Origin of the sequence: Pseudomonas fluorescens, assembly GCF_902497875.1 — a bacterium.
GTDB classification, from domain to species: Bacteria; Pseudomonadota; Gammaproteobacteria; order Pseudomonadales; family Pseudomonadaceae; genus Aquipseudomonas; species Aquipseudomonas fluorescens_BR.
Window position 1 is genome coordinate 41,982 of record NZ_CABVHY010000009.1, and the last position, 19,018, is coordinate 60,999.

Below are 19,018 nucleotides of genomic sequence, written 5' to 3' on the forward strand. Positions count from 1 at the left end.
CGCCCCGCCCCGCTGGGGCGCGCAGCGGCCCTAAAAACTACAAACGCGTTGTATCAGACACACCGCGCTCACCGATTTTGCGACTGCTTCGCAGCCGAGCGGGGGCAAGCCCCCTCGCCACAGCAAGCTCCCTCGCCACAAAAAGCGGGTTTTACCGCGCTTTGGGCGTCGCCACTTTATCGCGCAGGTACACCGGCTGCGCCTGGTCGGCAGGTATGCCTTCACCGCGCTCCCAGGCAAACCGCGCCAGGGTCAACAGGTCTTCGGCATGGGGCAACATGCCGGCGTCCTGCCCCGTCAGGCTGACGCCGATCCGCTCGGCATATCCCCAACCGGTGCCGGCGCCAAACCACTCGCCGCTGGCATCGGCCGGCAAGGCGGCCACTTCAGGCGGCAACACCGCTTCAGCGCCGACCAGGCGCATTTCACCGGCGGTTTCGCGGTAGCAGCCCCAATACACTTCATCCATCCGCGCATCGATGGCCGCGGCGACCTGATGCGCACCGTGCTCACGCAATGCCCGCTGGGCCAGCACGGCCAGGTTGGACACTGGCAAAACCGGGCGCTCCAGAGCAAAGGCCAGGCCCTGAACCACGCCGATGGCGATCCGCACGCCGGTAAAGGCACCCGGTCCACGACCAAAGGCAATAGCGTCGATTGCCTGCAGGTTGGTCCCCGCCTCGGCCAGCAACTCCTTGATCATCGGCAACAGCTTCTGCGCATGCAGGCGCGGGATCACCTCGTAATGGCTCGTGACCTTGCCGTCATGCAGCAAGGCAACGGAGCAAGCTTCAGTCGCGGTGTCCAGGGCCAGCAAGGTGCTCATCGGTGTTTCCATCGGTGTGAAAAAAGTCCGCCAGTATAAACAACAACGGCCCGCAAGCGGGCCGTTGAAGATGAAGCATCAGCAGACTTTTCAGCTCAGTGCTTCAAGCACCTTGCCGGTGATCGCTTCAACCGAGCCGACGCCAACGATATGGCTGTACTTCGGCTTGCCCTGGCCTTCGGCCAGATTCTGGTAGAAGGCCACCAGCGGCTTGGTCTGGGAATGGTAGACCGACAGGCGATGACGCACGGTTTCTTCGGTGTCGTCTTTGCGCTGCACCAGGTCTTCGCCGGTAACGTCGTCTTTGCCTGCCACTTTTGGCGGGTTATAGACGGTGTGGTAAACGCGACCGCTGGCCTCGTGTACACGACGACCGGCGATACGCTGAACGATTTCTTCGTCATCGACGGCGATTTCAACCACGTGATCCAGCTCGACACCGGCCTTGACCAGTGCTTCGGCCTGCGGAATGGTGCGCGGGAAGCCGTCGAACAGGAAGCCGTTGGCACAGTCAGACTGGCTGATGCGTTCCTTGACCAGATTGATGATCAAGTCATCGGACACCAGGCCACCGCTGTCCATCACGCTCTTGGCGATCAGGCCCAGCTCGGTGCCGGCCTTGACGGCAGCACGCAGCATGTCGCCAGTGGAGATTTGCGGGATGCCGAATTTTTCGGTGATGAACTTTGCCTGAGTACCTTTACCGGCCCCGGGAGCTCCCAGCAGAATTACGCGCATCGATGTGCTCCTCAATTTTTTATATAGATAACGTCAGATTCGCCTCGTGGGGCCAACCTCAAAAATGGGTTTGTGGCCGCCCAAACGGCCAAAGGCTGATCAAGATACACAGCAGACCGGGACCACACAAGCCGCCGAAAGTAGCAGAAACCCGCGACAAATTTGCCACTGCGACGAGGTGCTCCAAGTCGCAACCCCACAACAAAGTGTCGCCTGGCAGTAGCGACCACCCCTCTCGAACCAACCATCAGGGTGATGCGCCAAGTCGCTGCACACTGCCGAAAAAGCCTTAGCCGGTATTGCGCAAACCGGCGGCAATCCCCGCCACAGACACCAGCAACGCCTGTTCCAGCGGGCTGCCTTGCTCGGCGTCCTGTTGCCTCGAACGCTCCAGCAGTTCGGCCTGTAATAGATGCAGCGGGTCCAGGTAGGTGTTGCGCAGACGGATGAATTCAAGGGTGTCAGGGCTATGTGCCAGCAGCTGTGACTGACCGGTCAAACCCAACACCACGGCACAGGCCTGCGACAATAGGTCGCGTAAATGCGCACCCAAAGGTCGCAATTGTGGCTCGACCAACCGCTCATCGTAAGACTGCGCGATATCCGCGTCGGCCTTGGCCAGGACCATTTCCAGCATATCGATGCGGGTGCGGAAGAACGGCCACTGATCCCGCATTTGCGCCAACAGTTCACCTTCACCGCGTTCCAGGGCCTTGCTCAACGCGGTTTCCCAGCCGAGCCAGGCCGGCAGCATCAAGCGCGTCTGAGTCCAGCCGAAGATCCACGGGATCGCCCGCAAACTCTCAATGCCGCCGGCACGGCGTTTGGCCGGACGACTGCCCAGCGGTAAACGGCCCAGTTCCTGTTCCGGCGTCGACTGACGGAAATACTCGACGAACTGCGGATTGTCCCGCACCACGGCGCGATAGGCGCTGACACCATCAGCGGCCAGTTCGTCCATCAATACCCGCCAGGCAGGTTCCGGTGGTGGAGGCGGTAACAAGGTGGCTTCCAGCACCGCGGCCAGGTACAGATTGAGGTTTTGCTCGGCAATATCCGGCAGGCCGAACTTGAAACGAATCATTTCTCCCTGCTCTGTGGTGCGGAAGCGCCCCGCCACCGAACCCGGCGGCTGCGACAAGATCGCCGCGTGAGCCGGGCCACCGCCGCGTCCCACCGTGCCGCCGCGACCATGGAACAACAGCAGTTCGACCTGTTGCTCGCGACAGATGTCCACCAACCGTTCCTGCGCCCGATACTGCGCCCAGGCCGCGGCCGTGGTGCCGGCGTCCTTGGCCGAATCGGAGTAACCAATCATGACTTCCTGCGGCCCCTGCAACCGCGAGCGATAGCCGGGCAGCAGCAATAGCTTCTCGATTACCGGCCCAGCGTTATCCAGGTCGGCCAGGGTTTCGAACAGCGGCACGACGCGCATCGGCCGCAGCACCCCGGCCTCTTTGAGCAGCAGTTGCACGGCAAGCACATCGGAAGCCGCACCCGCCATGGAGATCACATAGGAACCCAGGGACGCCGCCGGTGCCGCGGCGATTTCCCGGCAGGTCGCCAGCACTTCAGCGGTCTCGCCGGACGGTTTGAAATACGCTGGCAGCAATGGCCGGCGATTGTTCAATTCACGCATGAGGAAGGTGATGCGTTCCTCCTCGCTCCAGTCGTCATAACGCCCCAACCCGAGGTAGTCGGTGATTTCGGTCATCGCCGACGAATGCCGCGAGGAGTCCTGACGCACGTCCAGGCGCACCAGGAACAAGCCGAACGTCACGGCGCGGCGCAGGCAGTCGAGCAACGGACCATCGGCGATCACGCCCATCCCGCACTCGTGCAGCGAGTGATAACAGAGTTCCAGCGGATCGAGCAGGTCACGGTTGTTTTGCAAGACGTCGGTGCTCGCCACTGACGCGCCTTTGAGTGATGCGTGGGCCCAGGCGCGGGTCGCCCGCAGGCGATCACGCAGCTGCTTGAGGACCGCGCGATAGGGTTCGGCGCTGTCTCCGGCCTTGGCCCGCAATTCGACGCTGGCCTGTTGCATCGACAGCTCGGCGGCCAGTTGATCGATATCGCGCAGGTACAAGTCGGCGGCCATCCAGCGCGCCAGCAGCAACACCTCGCGGGTGACCGGCGCCGTGACGTTCGGGTTGCCGTCGCGGTCGCCGCCCATCCACGAGGCGAAGCGAATCGGTGCGGCTTCCAGTGGCAAATGCAGACCGGTTGCGGCAAAAAGCGCCTTGTCCGCCTTGCGCATGTAGTTGGGGATCGCCTGCCACAGGGAATGCTCGATCACCGCAAAGCCCCACTTGGCTTCATCTACCGGCGTCGGTCGGGTGCGGCGGATTTCTTCGGTGTGCCAGGCCTCGGCGATCAACCGCTGCAAGCGCTGGCGGATCTGCTCGCGTTCGGCGGTGGTCAGATCGCGGTGATCCTGCGCCGCCAGTTGCGCGGCGATGGCATCGTATTTCTGGATCAGCGTGCGACGCGCCACTTCGGTCGGGTGCGCGGTCAGCACCAGCTCGATCTCCAGCCGTCCCAACTGCCGGGCCAGCGAGTCGGCGCTATGCCCTTCAGCGAGCAACCGCGTCAACAACTCTGGCAATACCCGCGACTCGAACGGCGCCGGCTCCGCCTCGTCGCGCCGATGAATCAATTGATACTGCTCGGCGATATTCGCCAGGTTGAGAAACTGATTGAACGCCCGCGCTACCGGCAGCAATTCGTCCTCGCTCAACTGGTTCAGGCTGGCGCTCAGTTCGGCATTCGCCGAGCCACGTCGATCGGCCTTGGCGCCCTTGCGGATCTGCTCGATCTTGTCGAGAAAATCCTCTCCATACTGTTCACGAATGGTGTTGCCCAACAGTTCACCCAACAGGTGTACGTCTTCGCGCAAGCGTGCATCAATATCGGTCATTCAGGTGTTCTCCAGCAGACTCGGGGCGGCTCGGAAGGCTCAAGAGTGCCGCTCGCGTCACATTCTTACAAGGGCGCGACGAATCGACTTTAAACCTTGCGCGATAAAGCTAGTCTCAACAGTAAGCCACACAAGGGCTTGCCACCGGCACACACCGGTCATTCATCACTGCCTGCCACGAGCAGGTGATTAGAGGTAGCCATGAAAATCCGTGAGCTCGCCCAACATTGGGAAGAAAATGCCAAAGGCCGCTTGACCAAGACCGGCTATACGATCCGCCTGGACGTAGAAGCCGCTGCACGCCTGGCAGCGATAGCCGAGATGTACCCCAAACGGCATCCCGAAGAACTGCTCGGCGAACTGATCGGTGCCGCGCTGGAAGAGCTCGAAGCGAGCTTTCCCTATGTCAAGGGATCCCAGGTAGTCGCCACCGACGAAGAAGGTGATCCGCTCTACGAAGACGTTGGCCCTACCCCCCGTTATCTGGCCTTATCACGGCGCCACCTGCACGATTTGTCCGCTCAGACCGACAAGCAAAAACACTGATTAGCCCTCCTCTTTCCTGCAGAAAAATGTGTATTCCTGAGCCCGTTCCGGGCCAGGAATACCCCTGCCCGTGGCAAAAATACCGGTTTAGAGCCTTGTCCGTCCGGTCAAAGTTTTTTCAAGCAATTAGCCATCTTCTCTGAACTATTCAAAAAAGCCTCGGGTCACAGCCAGTAGGCCATGACTGGAACGGCCGTTTAAAAAGCGCCCTTGGCCAAGCCGCCGAATCGACGTGACGGGTCCAGTACCAGGATGGAATTTGAAGCTTTTCAGGAGTTATCCAATGGAGTTGAAGACTATGAAAATCAGTACTGGCAAATCCTCGTTCAGCTATCTGCGTGGGCTCAAACTCTCCGCACTGGCACTGGGTAGCAGCCTGGTGCTCGCCGGTTGTGCCGGTAATCCACCGACCGAGCAGTACGCCGTAACGCAATCTGCGGTCAACAGCGCAGTCAGTGCCGGCGGCACCGAGTTCGCCGCCGTGGAGATGAAGTCGGCCCAGGACAAGCTCAAACAGGCTGAACTGGCCATGCACGACAAAAAATACGATGAAGCCAAGCGTCTGGCCGAACAGGCCGAATGGGATGCTCGCGTAGCCGAACGTAAAGCCCAGGCCAGCAAAGCCGAGCAAGCCCTCAAGGACTCCGAGAAAGGTGTTCAGGAACTACGCCAAGAAGGCATGCGCAGTGTGCAGTAAGCACCGCGCGACCTCGTAAAACCTGCACCCTTAATAGATGAAAAGGACGAACTATTATGCGTAAGCAACTGATGATCCCTGCCCTTCTGGCCCTGAGTGTTGGCCTGGCTGCCTGCTCTTCACAACCCAACGTGAATCTTGAGCAAGCCCGGACCAACTACTCGGCGCTGCAAGCCAACCCGCAAGCCAGCAAGATTGCCGCCCTGGAAACCAAAGACGCCAGCGACTGGCTGGACAAGGCCGACCAGGCTTACCAGAACAAGGAAGACGAGGCGAAAGTCGACCAACTCGCCTACCTGACCAATCAACGAGTGGAGGTAGCCAAACAGACCATCAACCTGCGCGCCGCTGAAACCAACCTGAAAAACTCCGCGGCCCAGCGCGCTCAGGCGCGTCTGGATGCCCGCGACGCGCAGATCAAGCAGTTGCAAGCCAGCCTCAACGCCAAGCAGACCGATCGCGGCACCCTGGTCACTTTCGGTGATGTGCTGTTCGCTACCAACAAGGCGGACCTGAAGTCCAGCGGCCTGGTCAACATCAACAAACTGGCGCAATTCCTCTCGGAAAACCCCGACCGTAAAGTGATAGTCGAAGGCTACACCGACGCCACCGGTTCAGAGGCCTACAACCAGTCGCTGTCCGAGCGCCGCGCCGGCTCGGTACGCATGGCCCTGGTGAAAATGGGCGTAGACCCCGCGCGCATCGTCGCCCAGGGTTATGGCAAGGAGTATCCGGTTGCCGAAAACGCTAGCGTTTCGGGCCGCGCGATGAATCGTCGTGTGGAAGTCACCATTTCCAACGACAACCAGCCGGTCATTCCACGCTCGGCGATCAGCTCCAACTGATGGGTTCAGACCTGTCTCTAGAGTAAATCCTTGAGCAACAGATCATCCGGAGTCCGATAAGGGCTCCGGATTTTTTATGTCTGAACATCACCCCTCTTCCGTTCGATTACCGCCCAAAACCCGCCATGGCCAATTGAACCGCTCCGCCCCTCCAACGCACCATTCCCTCGCACCGACAACAACCAATAACAACAGGTTCGACCCCATGACTGCGCGCCCTGCCCGCTCCGGCTGATCCGGCCCGATCTTCCTGCCACGTTCAATTTTTTTGTCTGCGACCCGACGTCGCGGCAGCGCCCTGCTTCATCCCTGACAATTAGAGAGCCCGATCCCCATGAAGCCATTCACTTCTTACTCAGCTACTGCGCCCGCCGTGATGTTCATTGCACTGACGAGCACGGCATTGCCGGTCATGGCTGAGGAGTCCGGCTTTCTCGAAGGCGCCAAGGTCAACCTGAACCTGCGCAATTTCTACCTCAACCGCAACTTCACCAACCCGACCAAGACCCAGGGCAAGGCCGAGGAATGGACCCAGAGTTTCATCCTGGATGCCAGGTCCGGGTTCACTCAGGGTACGGTGGGTGTCGGCGTGGACGTGCTCGGCCTGTACTCGTTGAAACTCAACGGTGGACGCGGTACCGGCGGTACTCAGTTGCTGCCGCTGGATCACGACGGTCGCCCGGCGGATAACTTCGGCCGCCTGGGCGTGGCCTTCAAGGCGAAGCTGTCCCAGACCGAGTTGAAAGTCGGCGAATGGATGCCGATGTTACCGATCCTGCGTTCGGACGATGGGCGTTCGTTGCCACAGACCTTTCGTGGTGGCCAGATCACCTCAAAGGAAATCGACGGTCTGACGCTCTACGGCGGCCAGTTCCGCGCCAACAGCCCGCGTGACGACAGCAGCATGAGCGACATGTCGATGACCGGTAAAGCCGGATTCACTTCCGACCGTTTCAACTTTGAAGGCGCCGAATACGCCTTCAATGAAAAGCGCACCCAGATCGGTCTGTGGAACGCCGAACTCCAGGACATCTACAGCCAGCAATACCTCAACCTGACCCACACGCAGCCCTTGGGCGACTGGACCCTGGGTGCCAATCTGGGGTTCTTCTATGGCAAGGAGGACGGCAGCGCGCGGGCCGGCGATCTGGACAACAAGACCTGGTCCGGGCTGTTCTCGGCCAGGTACGGCGGTAACACCTTCTATGTCGGCCTGCAGAAGGTCAGCGGCGACAGCCCCTGGATGCGGGTCAATGGCACCAGCGGCGGCACCCTGGCCAACGACAGCTACAACTCAAGCTATGACAACGCCCGGGAGAAATCCTGGCAACTGCGCCATGACTACAACTTCGTCGCCATGGGCGTGCCCGGCCTGACCCTGATGAACCGCTACATCAGCGGCGACAATGTGCATACCGGAACCATCACCGACGGCAAGGAATGGGGACGTGAGACCGAACTGGCCTACACCGTGCAAAGCGGCACGCTGAAAAACCTCAATCTCAAATGGCGCAACTCAAGCATCCGCCGCGACTACAGCAACAATGAGTTCGACGAGAACCGGGTGATCGTCAGCTACCCGATCAGTTTGCTGTAAGTCACAAACAGCTTCGCGGACAAGATCGCAGCCTGCGGCAGCTCCTACACTGACCGCATACACCGTTGACCAAACGGTGTACGCAAATCCTGTAGGAGCTGCCGCAGGCTGCGATCTTTTGGAGGCACCAAGAGATTGCCGCCCGATTACTCCCGCGACTCAACCCCCAGCTCATCCCACACCGACTCCGCCAGGTGGAAGGTCGCGTTGGCTGCCGGAATGCCGCAGTAGATCGCGCTCTGCATCAGCACTTCCTTGATCTCGGCACGGGTCACGCCGTTGCTGGCGGCGGCGCGCAGATGCAGCTTGAGTTCTTCGTTGCGGTTCATGCCAATCAGCATGGCGATGGTGATCAGGCTGCGGGTGTGACGAGGCAGGCCCGGGCGGGTCCAGATATCACCCCAGGCGTGACGGGTGATCATTTCCTGGAACTCCGAGTTGAACTCGGTCAGAGCATTGAGGCTGCGGTCGACATGGGCATCGCCGAGGACCGCGCGACGCACCTGCAGACCTTCGTCATAACGCTGTTTCTCGTCCACGGTCAGCTCCTCAAACGCGCTGTTCAGCTAACAGGAAGGCCAACACCCGGTCACTGAACGCAGCACCGGCCTGGACGTTCGACAGGTGCGCGGCATAGAACTCGGCGTATTCGGCGCCCTGCACGTGCTCTTGAATAAAGTGCCCGCCCGCCGGTGGCGTGACCGCATCTTCAGTGCCGCAAATCACCAGTGTCGGCACCTGGATCGAGGACAACTGCTCGCGGAAATCGGCATCACGCACCGCCGCGCAGTTGGCGGCATAGCCTTGCGGCGAGGTGGCGGCGAGCATGTCGGTGATCTGCTTGGCCTGCTGCGGATTGGCCTCGGCAAAGTCCGCGGTGAACCAGCGGGCAATCGACGCATCGCGCAGTGCAACCATAGCTGCCGGACCATCACGCAACACGGTTTCGATCCGTGGATTCCATACCGAAGGATCACCGATTTTCGCCGCGGTGTTGCACACCACCAGCTTGCGCAGGCGCTCGCCAGCATTGATCCCCAGCCACTGGCCGATCAGCCCGCCCATGGACAAGCCGCAGAAATGTGCGCGCTCGATATGCAAGGCATCCAGCAACGCCAGCACATCCTGGCCCAATTGCTCGATGCTGTACGGCCCCGGGGTCACCAGCGAACGACCATGGCCGCGAGTATCGAAACGCAACACCCGCAAATGCTCGGCAAAGGCCGGAATCTGCAGGTCCCACATGTGCAGATCGGTGCCCAGCGAGTTGGACAGTACCAGCACCGGTGCATCTTCCGGGCCGTCGAGTTGATAGTTCAGTTCACCATCGGTGAGTTGTACGAATCCCACAGCAGTCTCCTTCATGCGTTCAAGGCAAAATGTTCAGCCACGGCTCGCTCGACCCAGGTATGGGCCTGACCGAGGTAATGGGCAGGGTCCAGCAGATGATCGAGTTCATCGGCCGATAAGTAGGTGGTCACTTGCGGCTCATCGCCGAGTACCGCACGCAAATGCCGCTGCTCGGCGACCGCGCGCTTGCAGCAGTGTTCGAGCAGATGATGCGCCGCATCGCGGCCGACCCGTTGGGCGAGGACGATGCTCACCGCTTCGGCCAGCACCAGCCCCTGAGTCAGGTCGAGGTTCTTCGCCATGCGCTCGACGTCGACTTCCAGTCCTTCAGTCACCAGCAAGGCTTGCTGCAAGGCACCGGAAACCAGGCAGCAAATGTCCGGCAGGGTTTCCCATTCGGCATGCCACAGACCCAGGCTGCGCTCGTGCTCCTGGGGCATCGCGCTGAACAGGGTCGCCAGCAAGCCCGGCACTCGGGTCGCGGCGCCGATCAGCACCGCGGCGCCCACCGGGTTACGTTTGTGCGGCATGGTCGACGATCCGCCCTTGCCCGGTGCCGCGGGCTCGAACACCTCAGCGGCCTCGGTCTGCATCAGCAGGCTGATGTCGCGACCGAGCTTGCCCAGGCTACCGGCAATCAGGCCCAGCACTGAGCCGAACTCCACCAGTCGATCGCGTTGGGTGTGCCAAGGCTGTTCCGGGAGCGCGAGTTGCAGTTCCTGCGCCAGTGCCACGGCAATCGGCATGGCTTGTTCACCGAGGGCCGCGAGGGTCCCCGAAGCGCCGCCGAATTGCAGCACCAGCAGACGCGGTTTGAGTTCCTGCAGGCGTTGGCGGCTGCGGGTCACGGCCCCCAGCCAACCGGCGATTTTCATGCCCAGGGTCACGGGTGTCGCGTGTTGCAGCCAGGTGCGTCCGGCCAACGGCGTGGCCACATAGCGTTGCGCCTGGATGGCCAGGATCTCGCCAAGGCGCTCCAGTTGAGCCTCGATCAGCAGCAAGGCGCTACGCAGTTGCAGCACCAGACCAGTGTCCATCACGTCCTGACTGGTGGCGCCCAGATGCACATAACGTTCGGCTTCGACGTCTTGGCTGGCGATCTGTTTGCCGAGTGCCTTGACCAGCGGGATCGCCGAATTGCCCGCAATGGCAATCGCCTCGCCGAGCACGAAGAAGTCGTAGTGTTCTGCCCGGCATGCCGCTTCGATCGGCGCGACCGCAGTCTGCGGGATCAACCCGACTCGCGCCTCGGCCCGAGCCAGCGCCGCTTCGAAATCGAGCATCGCCTGGACCCGGCCCTGATCGCAAAACACTTCACGCATATCACGGGCAGTGAAGTAGGTGTCGAACAATTGATTACTCGGTCGTTGCATAGGGGGTTCCTTACGCGGCACGCGCCCGACTCAGGCGCGCGCCGACAGCTCAAAGATCGTCTTCCAGATACGCCGCCTTTTTTGGCAGACGCAGGCTGAACAGGAAAGCGATCGCCATCATCACCGTCACGTACCAGTAGAAGGAGTTTTCCATACTTACCGATTTCAAGCTCAAGGCCACGTACTCGGCCGAACCGCCGAAGATCGCGTTTGCCACTGCGTAGGCCAGGCCCACCCCCAGCGCACGGACTTGCGGCGGGAACATTTCGGCTTTCACCAGACCACTGATCGAGGTGTAAAAACTTATGATCGCCAGTACCAGGGTGATCAGCCCAAACGCCAGGAACGGATTGGTCACAGACTTCAAGGTCAGCAGGATCGGTACGGTGAACAGCGTCCCGAGGGCACCGAACCAAAGCATCGAATTACGCCGGCCGATCCTGTCCGCCAGCATGCCGAAAAATGGTTGCATGCACATATAAAGGAACAGCGCGCCGGTCATGATGTAACTGGCGGTCTTGGCAGGCATCCCGGCGGTGTTCACCAGGTACTTCTGCATATAGGTGGTGAAGGTGTAGAAAATCAACGAACCACCGGCGGTGAAGCCGAGCACGGTAATAAATGCAGCGGTGTGGTTCTTGAACAACGCGGTAATGCTGCCGGCATCCTTGTCTTCGCGCATTTCCTTGCTGGTGGTCTCTTCCAGCGAACGACGCAGGAACAGCGAAATCACTGCCGCGGCAGCACCGACCACGAACGGAATCCGCCAGCCCCAGGCACGCAGATCGTCCTCAGTAAGGAATTGTTGCAGGATCACCACCAACGACACCGCCAGCAGTTGGCCGCCGATCAATGTCACGTACTGGAACGAGGCGAAGAAACCGCGCTGGCCCTTGAGCGCGATTTCACTCATGTAGGTCGCGGTGGTGCCGTATTCACCGCCCACCGACACGCCCTGAATCAGGCGGGCCACCAGCAGCAGGATCGGCGCCCAGACGCCGATGTCCTTGTAAGTCGGCAAGCAGGCGATCAGCAGTGAGCCGGCACACATCATCAGCACCGAAATCATCATGGAGTTCTTGCGCCCGTGCTTGTCGGCCACCCGGCCGAACAGCCAGCCACCAATGGGGCGCATCAAAAACCCCGCGGCGAACACCCCGGCGGTGTTAACCAGTTGCACCGTGGGGTTGTCGGAGGGGAAAAATGCCGGAGCAAAATAGATCGCGCAGAAGGCATAGACGTAAAAGTCGAACCATTCGACCAGGTTGCCGGACGAGGCACCGACAATCGCGAAGATTCGTTTACTGCGCTCTTCGCCGGTGTAATAGCTGGTGGTTGTAGTCATGGGTTTTTCACTCTTTGGGGACTGTCAGAGTCTAGACACATTTAGTAACAGTCCCGTTCCATCTCCTGGGAACACAGCAGATCAATGTGGCGAGGGAGCTTGCTCCCGCTGGACCGCGAAGCGGTCGTAAAACCGGCTAATGCGTTCTGTCTGAAAAACCGCGATGACCGATTTTAGGGCCGCTTCGCGCCCCAGCGGGGGCAAGCCCCCTCGCCACAGAAAGTCCGCTGCCACAAGAGCACCGCTGTACTTGTAGGAGCGAGCTTGCTCGCGATGGACTCAAGGGCGACGCGTTTATTCAGAAACCACGCGTTATCGTTAACGTCCATCGCGAGCAAGCTCGCTCCTACATGACCCCCTCCCCAAGTGAACTCAGTAATCGAAAAACACCGTCTCGGCATCCGTGCCCTGCAGGACCACATTCCACTGATAAATGCCTGACGCATCCGCCTTGGCCAGCAGCGTGCCGCGGCGCTCCGCCGGTACACATTCGAGCAGCGGGTCGGCAACATTGGCCGGTTCGCCGTCGAAGTAAATGCGCGTCAGCAAGTGCTTGACCAGCCCGCGAGCGAACACCAGCACCACCAGATGTGGTGCCTGGGTCGTACCATTGAGGCCCGGTACGGTGCCTGGCTTGATGGTGGTGAAACGGAATCGCCCTTCGGCATCCACCGGCACCCGGCCAAAGCCTTCGAAGTTCGGGTCCAGGGGTTTGTCCTGATCGTCTTCCACATGCCGATACTTGCCGGCAGCGTTGGCTTGCCAGACTTCCAGCATCGCATCATTGACGAAATCGCCATTGCCATCGACGACCTGCCCAGTGATTGCCACGCGCTCGCCGAGGGTCTCGGGCTGGGTCAGGTCTTCACGGTTCAGCCAGGTCAGGCCGATGTGGTAGTACGGGCCGACGGTGTGTGAAGTGGTCGCAGTCAGCGTCATCTTATTTCTCCATCGGCGTGGCTTCGCGGCCACGCAAAACGATGTCCCAGCGATAGCCGAGGGCATAGGACGGGATGGTTTTTTCCAGGTCGAAGCTGGCGATCAAGCGTTCTTTGGCGCTGGTATCGGGTACGCAGTTGTAGATCGGGTCGTAGGCCAGCAACGGATCCCCGGGGAAATACATCTGGGTCACCAGGCGCGTGAGGATGCTCGGGCCGAACAGCGAAAAATGGATATGCGCCGGGCGCCAGGCGTTGTGGTGGTTGCCCCACGGGTAGGCACCGGGCTTGATGGTCTGGAACTGGTACCCGCCATCCGCGTCGGTGACCGTGCGACCGGTACCGGTGAAGTTCGGGTCCAGCGGCGCATCGTGCAGGTCGCGGTCATGGTTGTAGCGACCGGCGGCGTTAGCCTGCCAGATCTCTACCAGAATCCCCGGCACCGGCAGACCGTCTTCATCCAGCACGCGGCCGTGAATGATGATCCGTTCACCCAGTGGTTCGCCCCGATGCTGGGCGGTCAGGTCGTTGTCCTGATCCTGCAGGCACTCGGCTCCTATGGTCGGGCCGGTAATTTCCGACAACGAATGAGGCAAAAACACCAAAGGCTTGGACGGCGAGCGGCTGTTGGTGGATTTGTAGGCCGGGTGCAGATACTCCGGCTGGGTCCCTGCTTGGGGGCGGCGGTAACCAGGCTTGTCAGTCATGGAACACTCCTCTTTCTTGTTAACGAACGCGTCAAACGCGTTCGATAGCCAACGCCAGGCCCTGGCCGACGCCGACACACATGGTCGCCAGGCCTTTCTTGCCGCCGGTCTTTTCCAGATGATGCAACGCAGTCAACACCAGCCGCGCACCACTCATGCCCAATGGGTGACCCAGGGCAATGGCGCCGCCGTTCGGGTTGACCTGCGCGGCGTCATCGGCCAGACCCAGTTCACGCAGCACCGCCAAGCCCTGGCTGGCGAAGGCTTCGTTGAGCTCAATCACGTCGAAATCGCTGACAGCCAACCCCAGACGCTCAGTCAATTTACGCACCGCGGGCACCGGGCCAATACCCATGACCCGTGGCGCGACACCGGCACTGGCCATGCCCAACACCCGGGCGCGGGCGGTCAGGCCATGTTTCTTCACGGCTTCGGCCGAGGCCAGGATCAACGCGGCGGCACCATCATTGACACCCGAGGCGTTGCCGGCGGTGACGGTCTTGTCCGGGCCATTCACCGGCTTGAGCTTGCTCAGGGTTTCCAGGGTTGTGTCGGCGCGCGGGTGCTCGTCCTGCTCAACCACACTTTCGCCCTTTTTATGGGCAATCCGCACCGGGACGATTTCTTCAGCGAAGAATCCGGCGGCTTGCGCGGCTGCGGTCCGTTGCTGACTGCGCAAGGCGAAAGCGTCCTGATCGGCGCGGGAAACCCGGAAGTCATCGGCGACGTTGTCGGCGGTCTGCGGCATCGCATCGACGCCGTATTGGGCCTTCATCAGCGGGTTGATAAAACGCCAGCCGATGGTGGTGTCTTCCAGTTTCATGTTGCGCGAGTACGCTGCGTCAGCCTTGCCCATGACAAACGGCGCACGGGACATCGATTCGACGCCGCCGGCAATCGTCAGCTCCATCTCGCCGCTGGCGATCGCCCGGAACGCGGTGCCGATGGCGTCCATGCCCGAAGCGCAGAGACGGTTGAGGGTCACGCCGGGAATGCTCTCGGGCAAGCCGGCCAGCAACAAGGCCATGCGCGCAACGTTGCGGTTGTCTTCGCCGGCCTGGTTGGCGCAGCCGAAGAACACCTCGTCCACCGCGTTCCAGTCCACCGAAGGATTGCGCTCCATCAGCGCCTTGATCGGCACGGCGGCCAGATCATCGGCACGGACGGCCGCCAGGCCGCCGCCGAAACGGCCAATGGGGGTACGGATCGCGTCACAGATAAAGACTTCGCGCATCAGGCTTCTCCCGGTGCTTGGCCGTGGGCCGCCGCAGTGCGTGCTTCGAGATCACGCAAAGCGGTGAGCTCAACTTCAGTCGGTTCAGCGCTGTGCTCGACCTGATCGGCGAAGCGCACGGCCCAACCGGTGGCGGCAATCACCTGTTCGCGGGTCACGCCCGGGTGCAGCGCGGTGACCACGAATTCGTGGCTGTCGGCTTCCGGCTCCATGATGCACAGATCGGTGATGATCCCCACTGGCCCAGCGCCTGGCAGGCCGAGACGTTTACGCGAATCACCGCCTTCGCCATGGCCGACCGAGGTAATGAAGTCGAGCTTGTCGACAAACGAGCGCGCCGACTGCTTGAGGATGATCAGCACGCTTTTCGCCGAACCGGCGATCTCCGGCGCGCCACCGGCACCGGGCAGGCGGACTTTGGGCTGGTGATAGTCGCCGACCACGGTGGTGTTGATGTTGCCGAAGCGGTCGACCTGCGCAGCACCGAGGAAGCCGACGTCGATGCGCCCGCCCTGCAGCCAGTAGCGAAAAATCTCACCGGTTGGCACGACAGTATCAGCGGTTTCGGCCAGTTCACCGTCACCGATCGACAGCGGCAGTACAGTCGGCTTGGCGCCAATCGGACCGGATTCGTAGATCAGCACCACGTCCGGCGAAGAGGTCAGCCGTGCCAGGTTGGCGGCCTTGGAAGGCAGGCCGATACCGACGAAGCATACCGAACCGTTCTTCAACCGGCGGGCGGCGGCGACGGTCATCATTTCATTGGTGGAGTAAGTCATTATTTGGCCTCCGAAGCGCGGGCCAACTTGGCCTGGAATTCACTGAAGTCAGCACTGCCGTGGATGTATTCGTTGATCCAGGCGGTGAAGGTTTCACGGTCGCGGGCAATCGCATCCCAGGCCTGGTAGAAACGGTTGTCACGCTCGGTGTAACCGTGGGCGTAGGACGGATGCGCACCACCTGGCACATGGCAGACCGCGCTCAGGGCCCAGGTCGGCAACACGCAGGCGTTCATCGGCGCCTTCAGGTCGTCGACGATTTCTTCGACGGTGACGATGCAGCGTTTGGCCGCCAGGGCCGCTTCTTTCTGCACGCCGAGGATGCCCCAGAGCAACACGTTGCCTTTACGGTCGGCTTTCTGGGCGTGGATAACGGTGATATCCGGGCGCACCGAAGGCACCGCTGCCAGTACTTCACCGGTGAATGGGCAGGTCACGCTTTTGATCAAGGGATTGACCTTCGGCAGGTCGGAACCGGCGTAGGCGCGCAATACCGCGAAGGGCAAGCCAGAGGCACCCGCCACGTAGGCATTGGCCAGGTCGGCGTGACTGTGTTCTTCGATCTCCAGCGCATGCGGCCATTGCTTCTCGACTGCGTCACGCAGACGGTGCAGCGAGCCCACACCCGGGTTGCCGCCCCAGGAGAAAATCAACTTGCGAGCACAACCGGCGCCGATCAGTTGGTCGTAGACCAGGTCAGGCGTCATCCGCACCAGGGTCAGGTCTTTCTTGCCCTGGCGAATGATTTCATGACCCGCCGCTGTCGGGATCAGGTGAGTGAAGCCTTCGAGCGCGACGGTATCGCCGTCGTTGACGAACTGCTTCACCGCGTCATGCAGCGAAAGTATTTCAGCCATGGAGTGGACTCCCGAATTCAGTAAACCGATGTGGAAGATAAGGCGCGATGAGCAGCGCCGGATGACTGAAGATTAAGCCTCTAAAAATCGTCAAACAATCCGATAATCGACTAAGTGTTCGTTTATCGAACAGATTGTTGTCAGGCTAACGGTTCTGCGTTGCCCCGATCGATCCCCCAATCCTGCGATAACGCCGGCGCAATGAACCCATGGCCGCGGTATCCAGGCCGTCGAGGAAAACAATCAGAAAACACAGGATCACCACCCGCCACTGATAGCGGGACAGTGGTTGGGCATTGATAAAGGATTTGAGGTGTCCCACAGCGTCGGATGAGGCTGCAGCAACATTAATGACGCACGGGAAACAGCGTCAATTGAGCAAAGGTGTATCTGTGCGGTTATCGAACAGCTTAGGGTTTGCTGAGGTTTGAGCGAGCATCAGCTCGCAACCAACCCTAGGCAAACAACTGCCCACTCAGATCGCGACTGGCGCTCAGCAGCTCCGGGAGAAAGCGCTGCTCAAGCTCATTGCGGCTGACGCGCCCCGCATGGGTGCTGACATTCAACGCCGCCAGCACCTGCCCCGAGGCGTCGTACACCGGTACGGCGATGGAACGCAGGCCCTGCTCGAGCTCCTGATCGACGATGCACCAACCTTGCTGACGGACCTGTTGCAGGCATTCGAGCAGTGCTTCGGGGGTGTGCAAGGTGCGACTGGTCTTGGCTTGCAGCTCCGCGTGGTCGAGGTATTCATGGAGCGAGGCATCATCCAGGGCCGCCAGCAGGATCCGCCCCATGGAGGTGCAATAGGCTGGCAGACGTCCGCCCACTGACAGATCGACCGAGATAAGGCGCTGGGTGGTCGCGGAGCGGGCTATATATAGAATGTCATCGCCCTCCAGCGTGGCCATGTTGCAAGCCTCGTGAAGGTGTTCACTCATTCGATCCAGATAAGGCTGGGCCGAAACCGCCAGCGGCGTCGAGGACAGATAGGCATGGCCCAGGGTCAGCACCTTGGGCAACAACGAATAGGTACGCCCATCGGTGGTCGCATAACCCAGCTTGATCAGCGTATGCAGGCAACGGCGCACCGCCGCCCGAGGAATCTCCGTGCGGTGGCTGATCTGGGCGATGGTCAGATGGCGCTTGCGCTCCTGAAAGGCCTGCACCACCGCCAGACCGCGCGCCAGGGAGGTCATGAAATCCGGATCACCGGTCAATGCCTGGATCCGCTTGGCCGGCGAGGCGACGATCGGCGGGGCCACTGAAGCGAAAGAATTGCGCAGTTGATCGTTCATTTCAGGTCCTATGCCCACAGATCGACATCTATTACAGGCTGCTGCACAGCAGATACGCAAGCTTCGGGCAGCCGAGTTGGGCGATTATCGAACCATTAATCGATAATCGCAATTGGCGCCCTTCTTTCGCGGGATGGATTTTCTACCCCTCGGAGTCATTGCATAACGTAGCAGACATACAAGCGTTCACACTTTGCCGGGACGAGTCGACCTGCGCCCGGAGAGCGGCGGCTTACCCCCCACAACTTTGTGCGCATTAATCCCGGCTGAAAATACCGAGCAAAACTGACCCAGGAGAAAAAACGCACTATGCAACGTAAAACATCCGTAACAAAACTTCTGCACAAAGTTGACGAGTTTTAACTTCTTGGTGATAGTGTTATTCAAATCGACCGCTATAATGATCCTTGTGATGATCGGGGTTTCTTTATACCTTCGGATCCAATCACCCAGGGGGGCCTGTTCCAGCGGTGCTCCCTGCAGCAACCGCTTGGCGTTCATTCAACATTCAGCCAAAGCGCTTGCACACGAAAACTGTTGCACGGCAGTTGTTCCTCTCTGGTGCCGTGAGCGCTTGCAACAAGGATGCTGTCTATCGAACCGCTGTCAAAAGCCAAGGGCTTGTATAACCCGGCCTGTGACCCCATCTTGATAAACAACGATGCTGCAAGATGTATCACCAGAATTCACCTCAACTCAATTAGGTAATACTGTGACGAAAGACGAACTGCGCGCGGAACTTGAGCGCCAGGAACAACGCTACAAGGATGTCTACGGCGGCGAAATCACCACTTACGCCGCCCAGCCCGAGCCGGAACGCAAACCTTGGCGCAAACGCGCGAGCATTCTCGATCAGGCTTTTACTCAAGAGCTGCAGAAAATGGAAAAGGAACTCAAAGCCGAAGAGCCATGATCGCTCCGGTTTGAATCCTTCGGGCTGGCCACTTCCCTGCCAGATAGAAGCTGGC

General features: G+C 60.4%; 19 protein-coding genes and 1 pseudogene. 5 read left to right on the forward strand and 15 right to left on the reverse strand.

Features of this window, described 5'->3' with window-relative positions; all coding sequences use genetic code 11:
* Positions 1-151: 151 nt before the first annotated feature.
* From tsaB to ppc, 3 genes are all read right to left on the reverse strand, one after another.
* Positions 152-826 (reverse strand): tRNA (adenosine(37)-N6)-threonylcarbamoyltransferase complex dimerization subunit type 1 TsaB, encoded by a 675-nt coding sequence (gene tsaB, locus F8N85_RS10635; RefSeq protein WP_150803582.1) that lies wholly within the window; start codon positions 824-826, stop codon positions 152-154.
* Between the two features lie 90 nt (positions 827-916).
* On the reverse strand, positions 917-1,564 hold the full coding sequence (gene adk, locus F8N85_RS10640; RefSeq protein ID WP_150803583.1) for an adenylate kinase: 648 nt from the start codon (positions 1,562-1,564) through the stop codon (positions 917-919).
* 289 nt (positions 1,565-1,853) lie between these two features.
* Positions 1,854-4,484 carry a phosphoenolpyruvate carboxylase gene (gene ppc, locus F8N85_RS10645; protein ID WP_150803584.1) on the reverse strand — a complete coding sequence of 877 codons (2,631 nt, stop codon included), beginning with the start codon at positions 4,482-4,484 and terminating at the stop codon, positions 1,854-1,856.
* 201 nt (positions 4,485-4,685) lie between these two features.
* Between ppc and F8N85_RS10650 the strand changes: the two genes are divergently transcribed.
* The 4 genes from F8N85_RS10650 to F8N85_RS10665 all read left to right on the forward strand — a co-directional run bounded on the left by F8N85_RS10650 (position 4,686) and on the right by F8N85_RS10665 (position 8,169).
* Positions 4,686-5,030, forward strand: coding sequence for a pilin assembly protein (locus F8N85_RS10650; RefSeq protein ID WP_150803585.1), 345 nt, complete (start codon positions 4,686-4,688; stop codon positions 5,028-5,030).
* Positions 5,031-5,313: 283 nt separating this feature from the next.
* Positions 5,314-5,727 (forward strand): DUF4398 domain-containing protein, encoded by a 414-nt coding sequence (locus F8N85_RS10655; RefSeq protein WP_150803586.1) that lies wholly within the window; start codon positions 5,314-5,316, stop codon positions 5,725-5,727.
* Positions 5,728-5,783: 56 nt separating this feature from the next.
* Positions 5,784-6,572 carry an OmpA family protein gene (locus F8N85_RS10660; protein ID WP_150803587.1) on the forward strand — a complete coding sequence of 263 codons (789 nt, stop codon included), beginning with the start codon at positions 5,784-5,786 and terminating at the stop codon, positions 6,570-6,572.
* Positions 6,573-6,906: 334 nt separating this feature from the next.
* Positions 6,907-8,169, forward strand: a complete 1,263-nt coding sequence (locus F8N85_RS10665; protein ID WP_150803588.1) for an OprD family porin — start codon at positions 6,907-6,909, stop codon at positions 8,167-8,169.
* A 146-nt stretch (positions 8,170-8,315) separates the two neighbouring features.
* Here the strand turns inward: F8N85_RS10665 and pcaC are convergent, their stop codons facing one another.
* The 12 genes and pseudogenes from pcaC to F8N85_RS10725 form a co-directional block, all read right to left on the reverse strand.
* Positions 8,316-8,708: a 4-carboxymuconolactone decarboxylase gene (gene pcaC, locus F8N85_RS10670; RefSeq protein WP_150803589.1), complete on the reverse strand. Its 393-nt coding sequence runs from the start codon at positions 8,706-8,708 to the stop codon at positions 8,316-8,318.
* Positions 8,709-8,718: 10 nt separating this feature from the next.
* Complete coding sequence (pcaD, locus tag F8N85_RS10675; RefSeq protein WP_150803590.1) at positions 8,719-9,519, reverse strand: 3-oxoadipate enol-lactonase; 801 nt, start codon at positions 9,517-9,519, stop codon at positions 8,719-8,721.
* Positions 9,520-9,530: 11 nt separating this feature from the next.
* The gene (locus tag F8N85_RS10680) at positions 9,531-10,892 is read right to left on the reverse strand and encodes a 3-carboxy-cis,cis-muconate cycloisomerase (protein ID WP_150803591.1); all 1,362 of its coding nucleotides are present in this window, start codon (positions 10,890-10,892) and stop codon (positions 9,531-9,533) included.
* 49 nt (positions 10,893-10,941) lie between these two features.
* Entirely contained in the window at positions 10,942-12,237 is a 1,296-nt protein-coding gene (locus F8N85_RS10685) for an MFS family transporter (RefSeq protein WP_150803592.1), read from the reverse strand.
* A gap of 372 nt (positions 12,238-12,609) precedes the next feature.
* A complete protein-coding gene (gene pcaG / locus F8N85_RS10690) occupies positions 12,610-13,176 on the reverse strand; it encodes a protocatechuate 3,4-dioxygenase subunit alpha (RefSeq protein WP_150803593.1) in 567 nt (188 codons plus the stop codon).
* 1 nt (position 13,177) lies between these two features.
* Complete coding sequence (pcaH, locus tag F8N85_RS10695; protein ID WP_150803594.1) at positions 13,178-13,882, reverse strand: protocatechuate 3,4-dioxygenase subunit beta; 705 nt, start codon at positions 13,880-13,882, stop codon at positions 13,178-13,180.
* Between the two features lie 31 nt (positions 13,883-13,913).
* Complete coding sequence (pcaF, locus tag F8N85_RS10700) at positions 13,914-15,119, reverse strand: 3-oxoadipyl-CoA thiolase (protein WP_191636160.1); 1,206 nt, start codon at positions 15,117-15,119, stop codon at positions 13,914-13,916.
* Positions 15,116-15,898: a CoA-transferase subunit beta gene (locus F8N85_RS10705; RefSeq protein WP_191636161.1), complete on the reverse strand. Its 783-nt coding sequence runs from the start codon at positions 15,896-15,898 to the stop codon at positions 15,116-15,118. Before F8N85_RS10705 ends, pcaF begins: the two co-directional genes overlap by 4 nt.
* The gene (locus F8N85_RS10710) at positions 15,895-16,752 is read right to left on the reverse strand and encodes a CoA transferase subunit A (protein WP_150803597.1); all 858 of its coding nucleotides are present in this window, start codon (positions 16,750-16,752) and stop codon (positions 15,895-15,897) included. The genes F8N85_RS10705 and F8N85_RS10710 overlap by 4 nt, the downstream gene beginning before the upstream one ends.
* 146 nt (positions 16,753-16,898) lie before the next feature.
* Positions 16,899-17,104, reverse strand: a pseudogene (locus tag F8N85_RS10715) (aromatic acid/H+ symport family MFS transporter); the annotation flags it as partial.
* A 103-nt stretch (positions 17,105-17,207) separates the two neighbouring features.
* Positions 17,208-18,050, reverse strand: coding sequence for a pca regulon transcriptional regulator PcaR (gene pcaR / locus F8N85_RS10720; protein ID WP_150803598.1), 843 nt, complete (start codon positions 18,048-18,050; stop codon positions 17,208-17,210).
* Positions 18,051-18,236: 186 nt separating this feature from the next.
* Positions 18,237-18,551: a hypothetical protein gene (locus F8N85_RS10725; protein WP_150803599.1), complete on the reverse strand. Its 315-nt coding sequence runs from the start codon at positions 18,549-18,551 to the stop codon at positions 18,237-18,239.
* Positions 18,552-18,762: 211 nt separating this feature from the next.
* Here F8N85_RS10725 and F8N85_RS10730 point away from each other — a divergent pair, with 211 nt between their 5' ends.
* Positions 18,763-18,963 (forward strand): hypothetical protein, encoded by a 201-nt coding sequence (locus F8N85_RS10730; RefSeq protein ID WP_150641610.1) that lies wholly within the window; start codon positions 18,763-18,765, stop codon positions 18,961-18,963.
* Positions 18,964-19,018 lie beyond the last annotated feature (55 nt).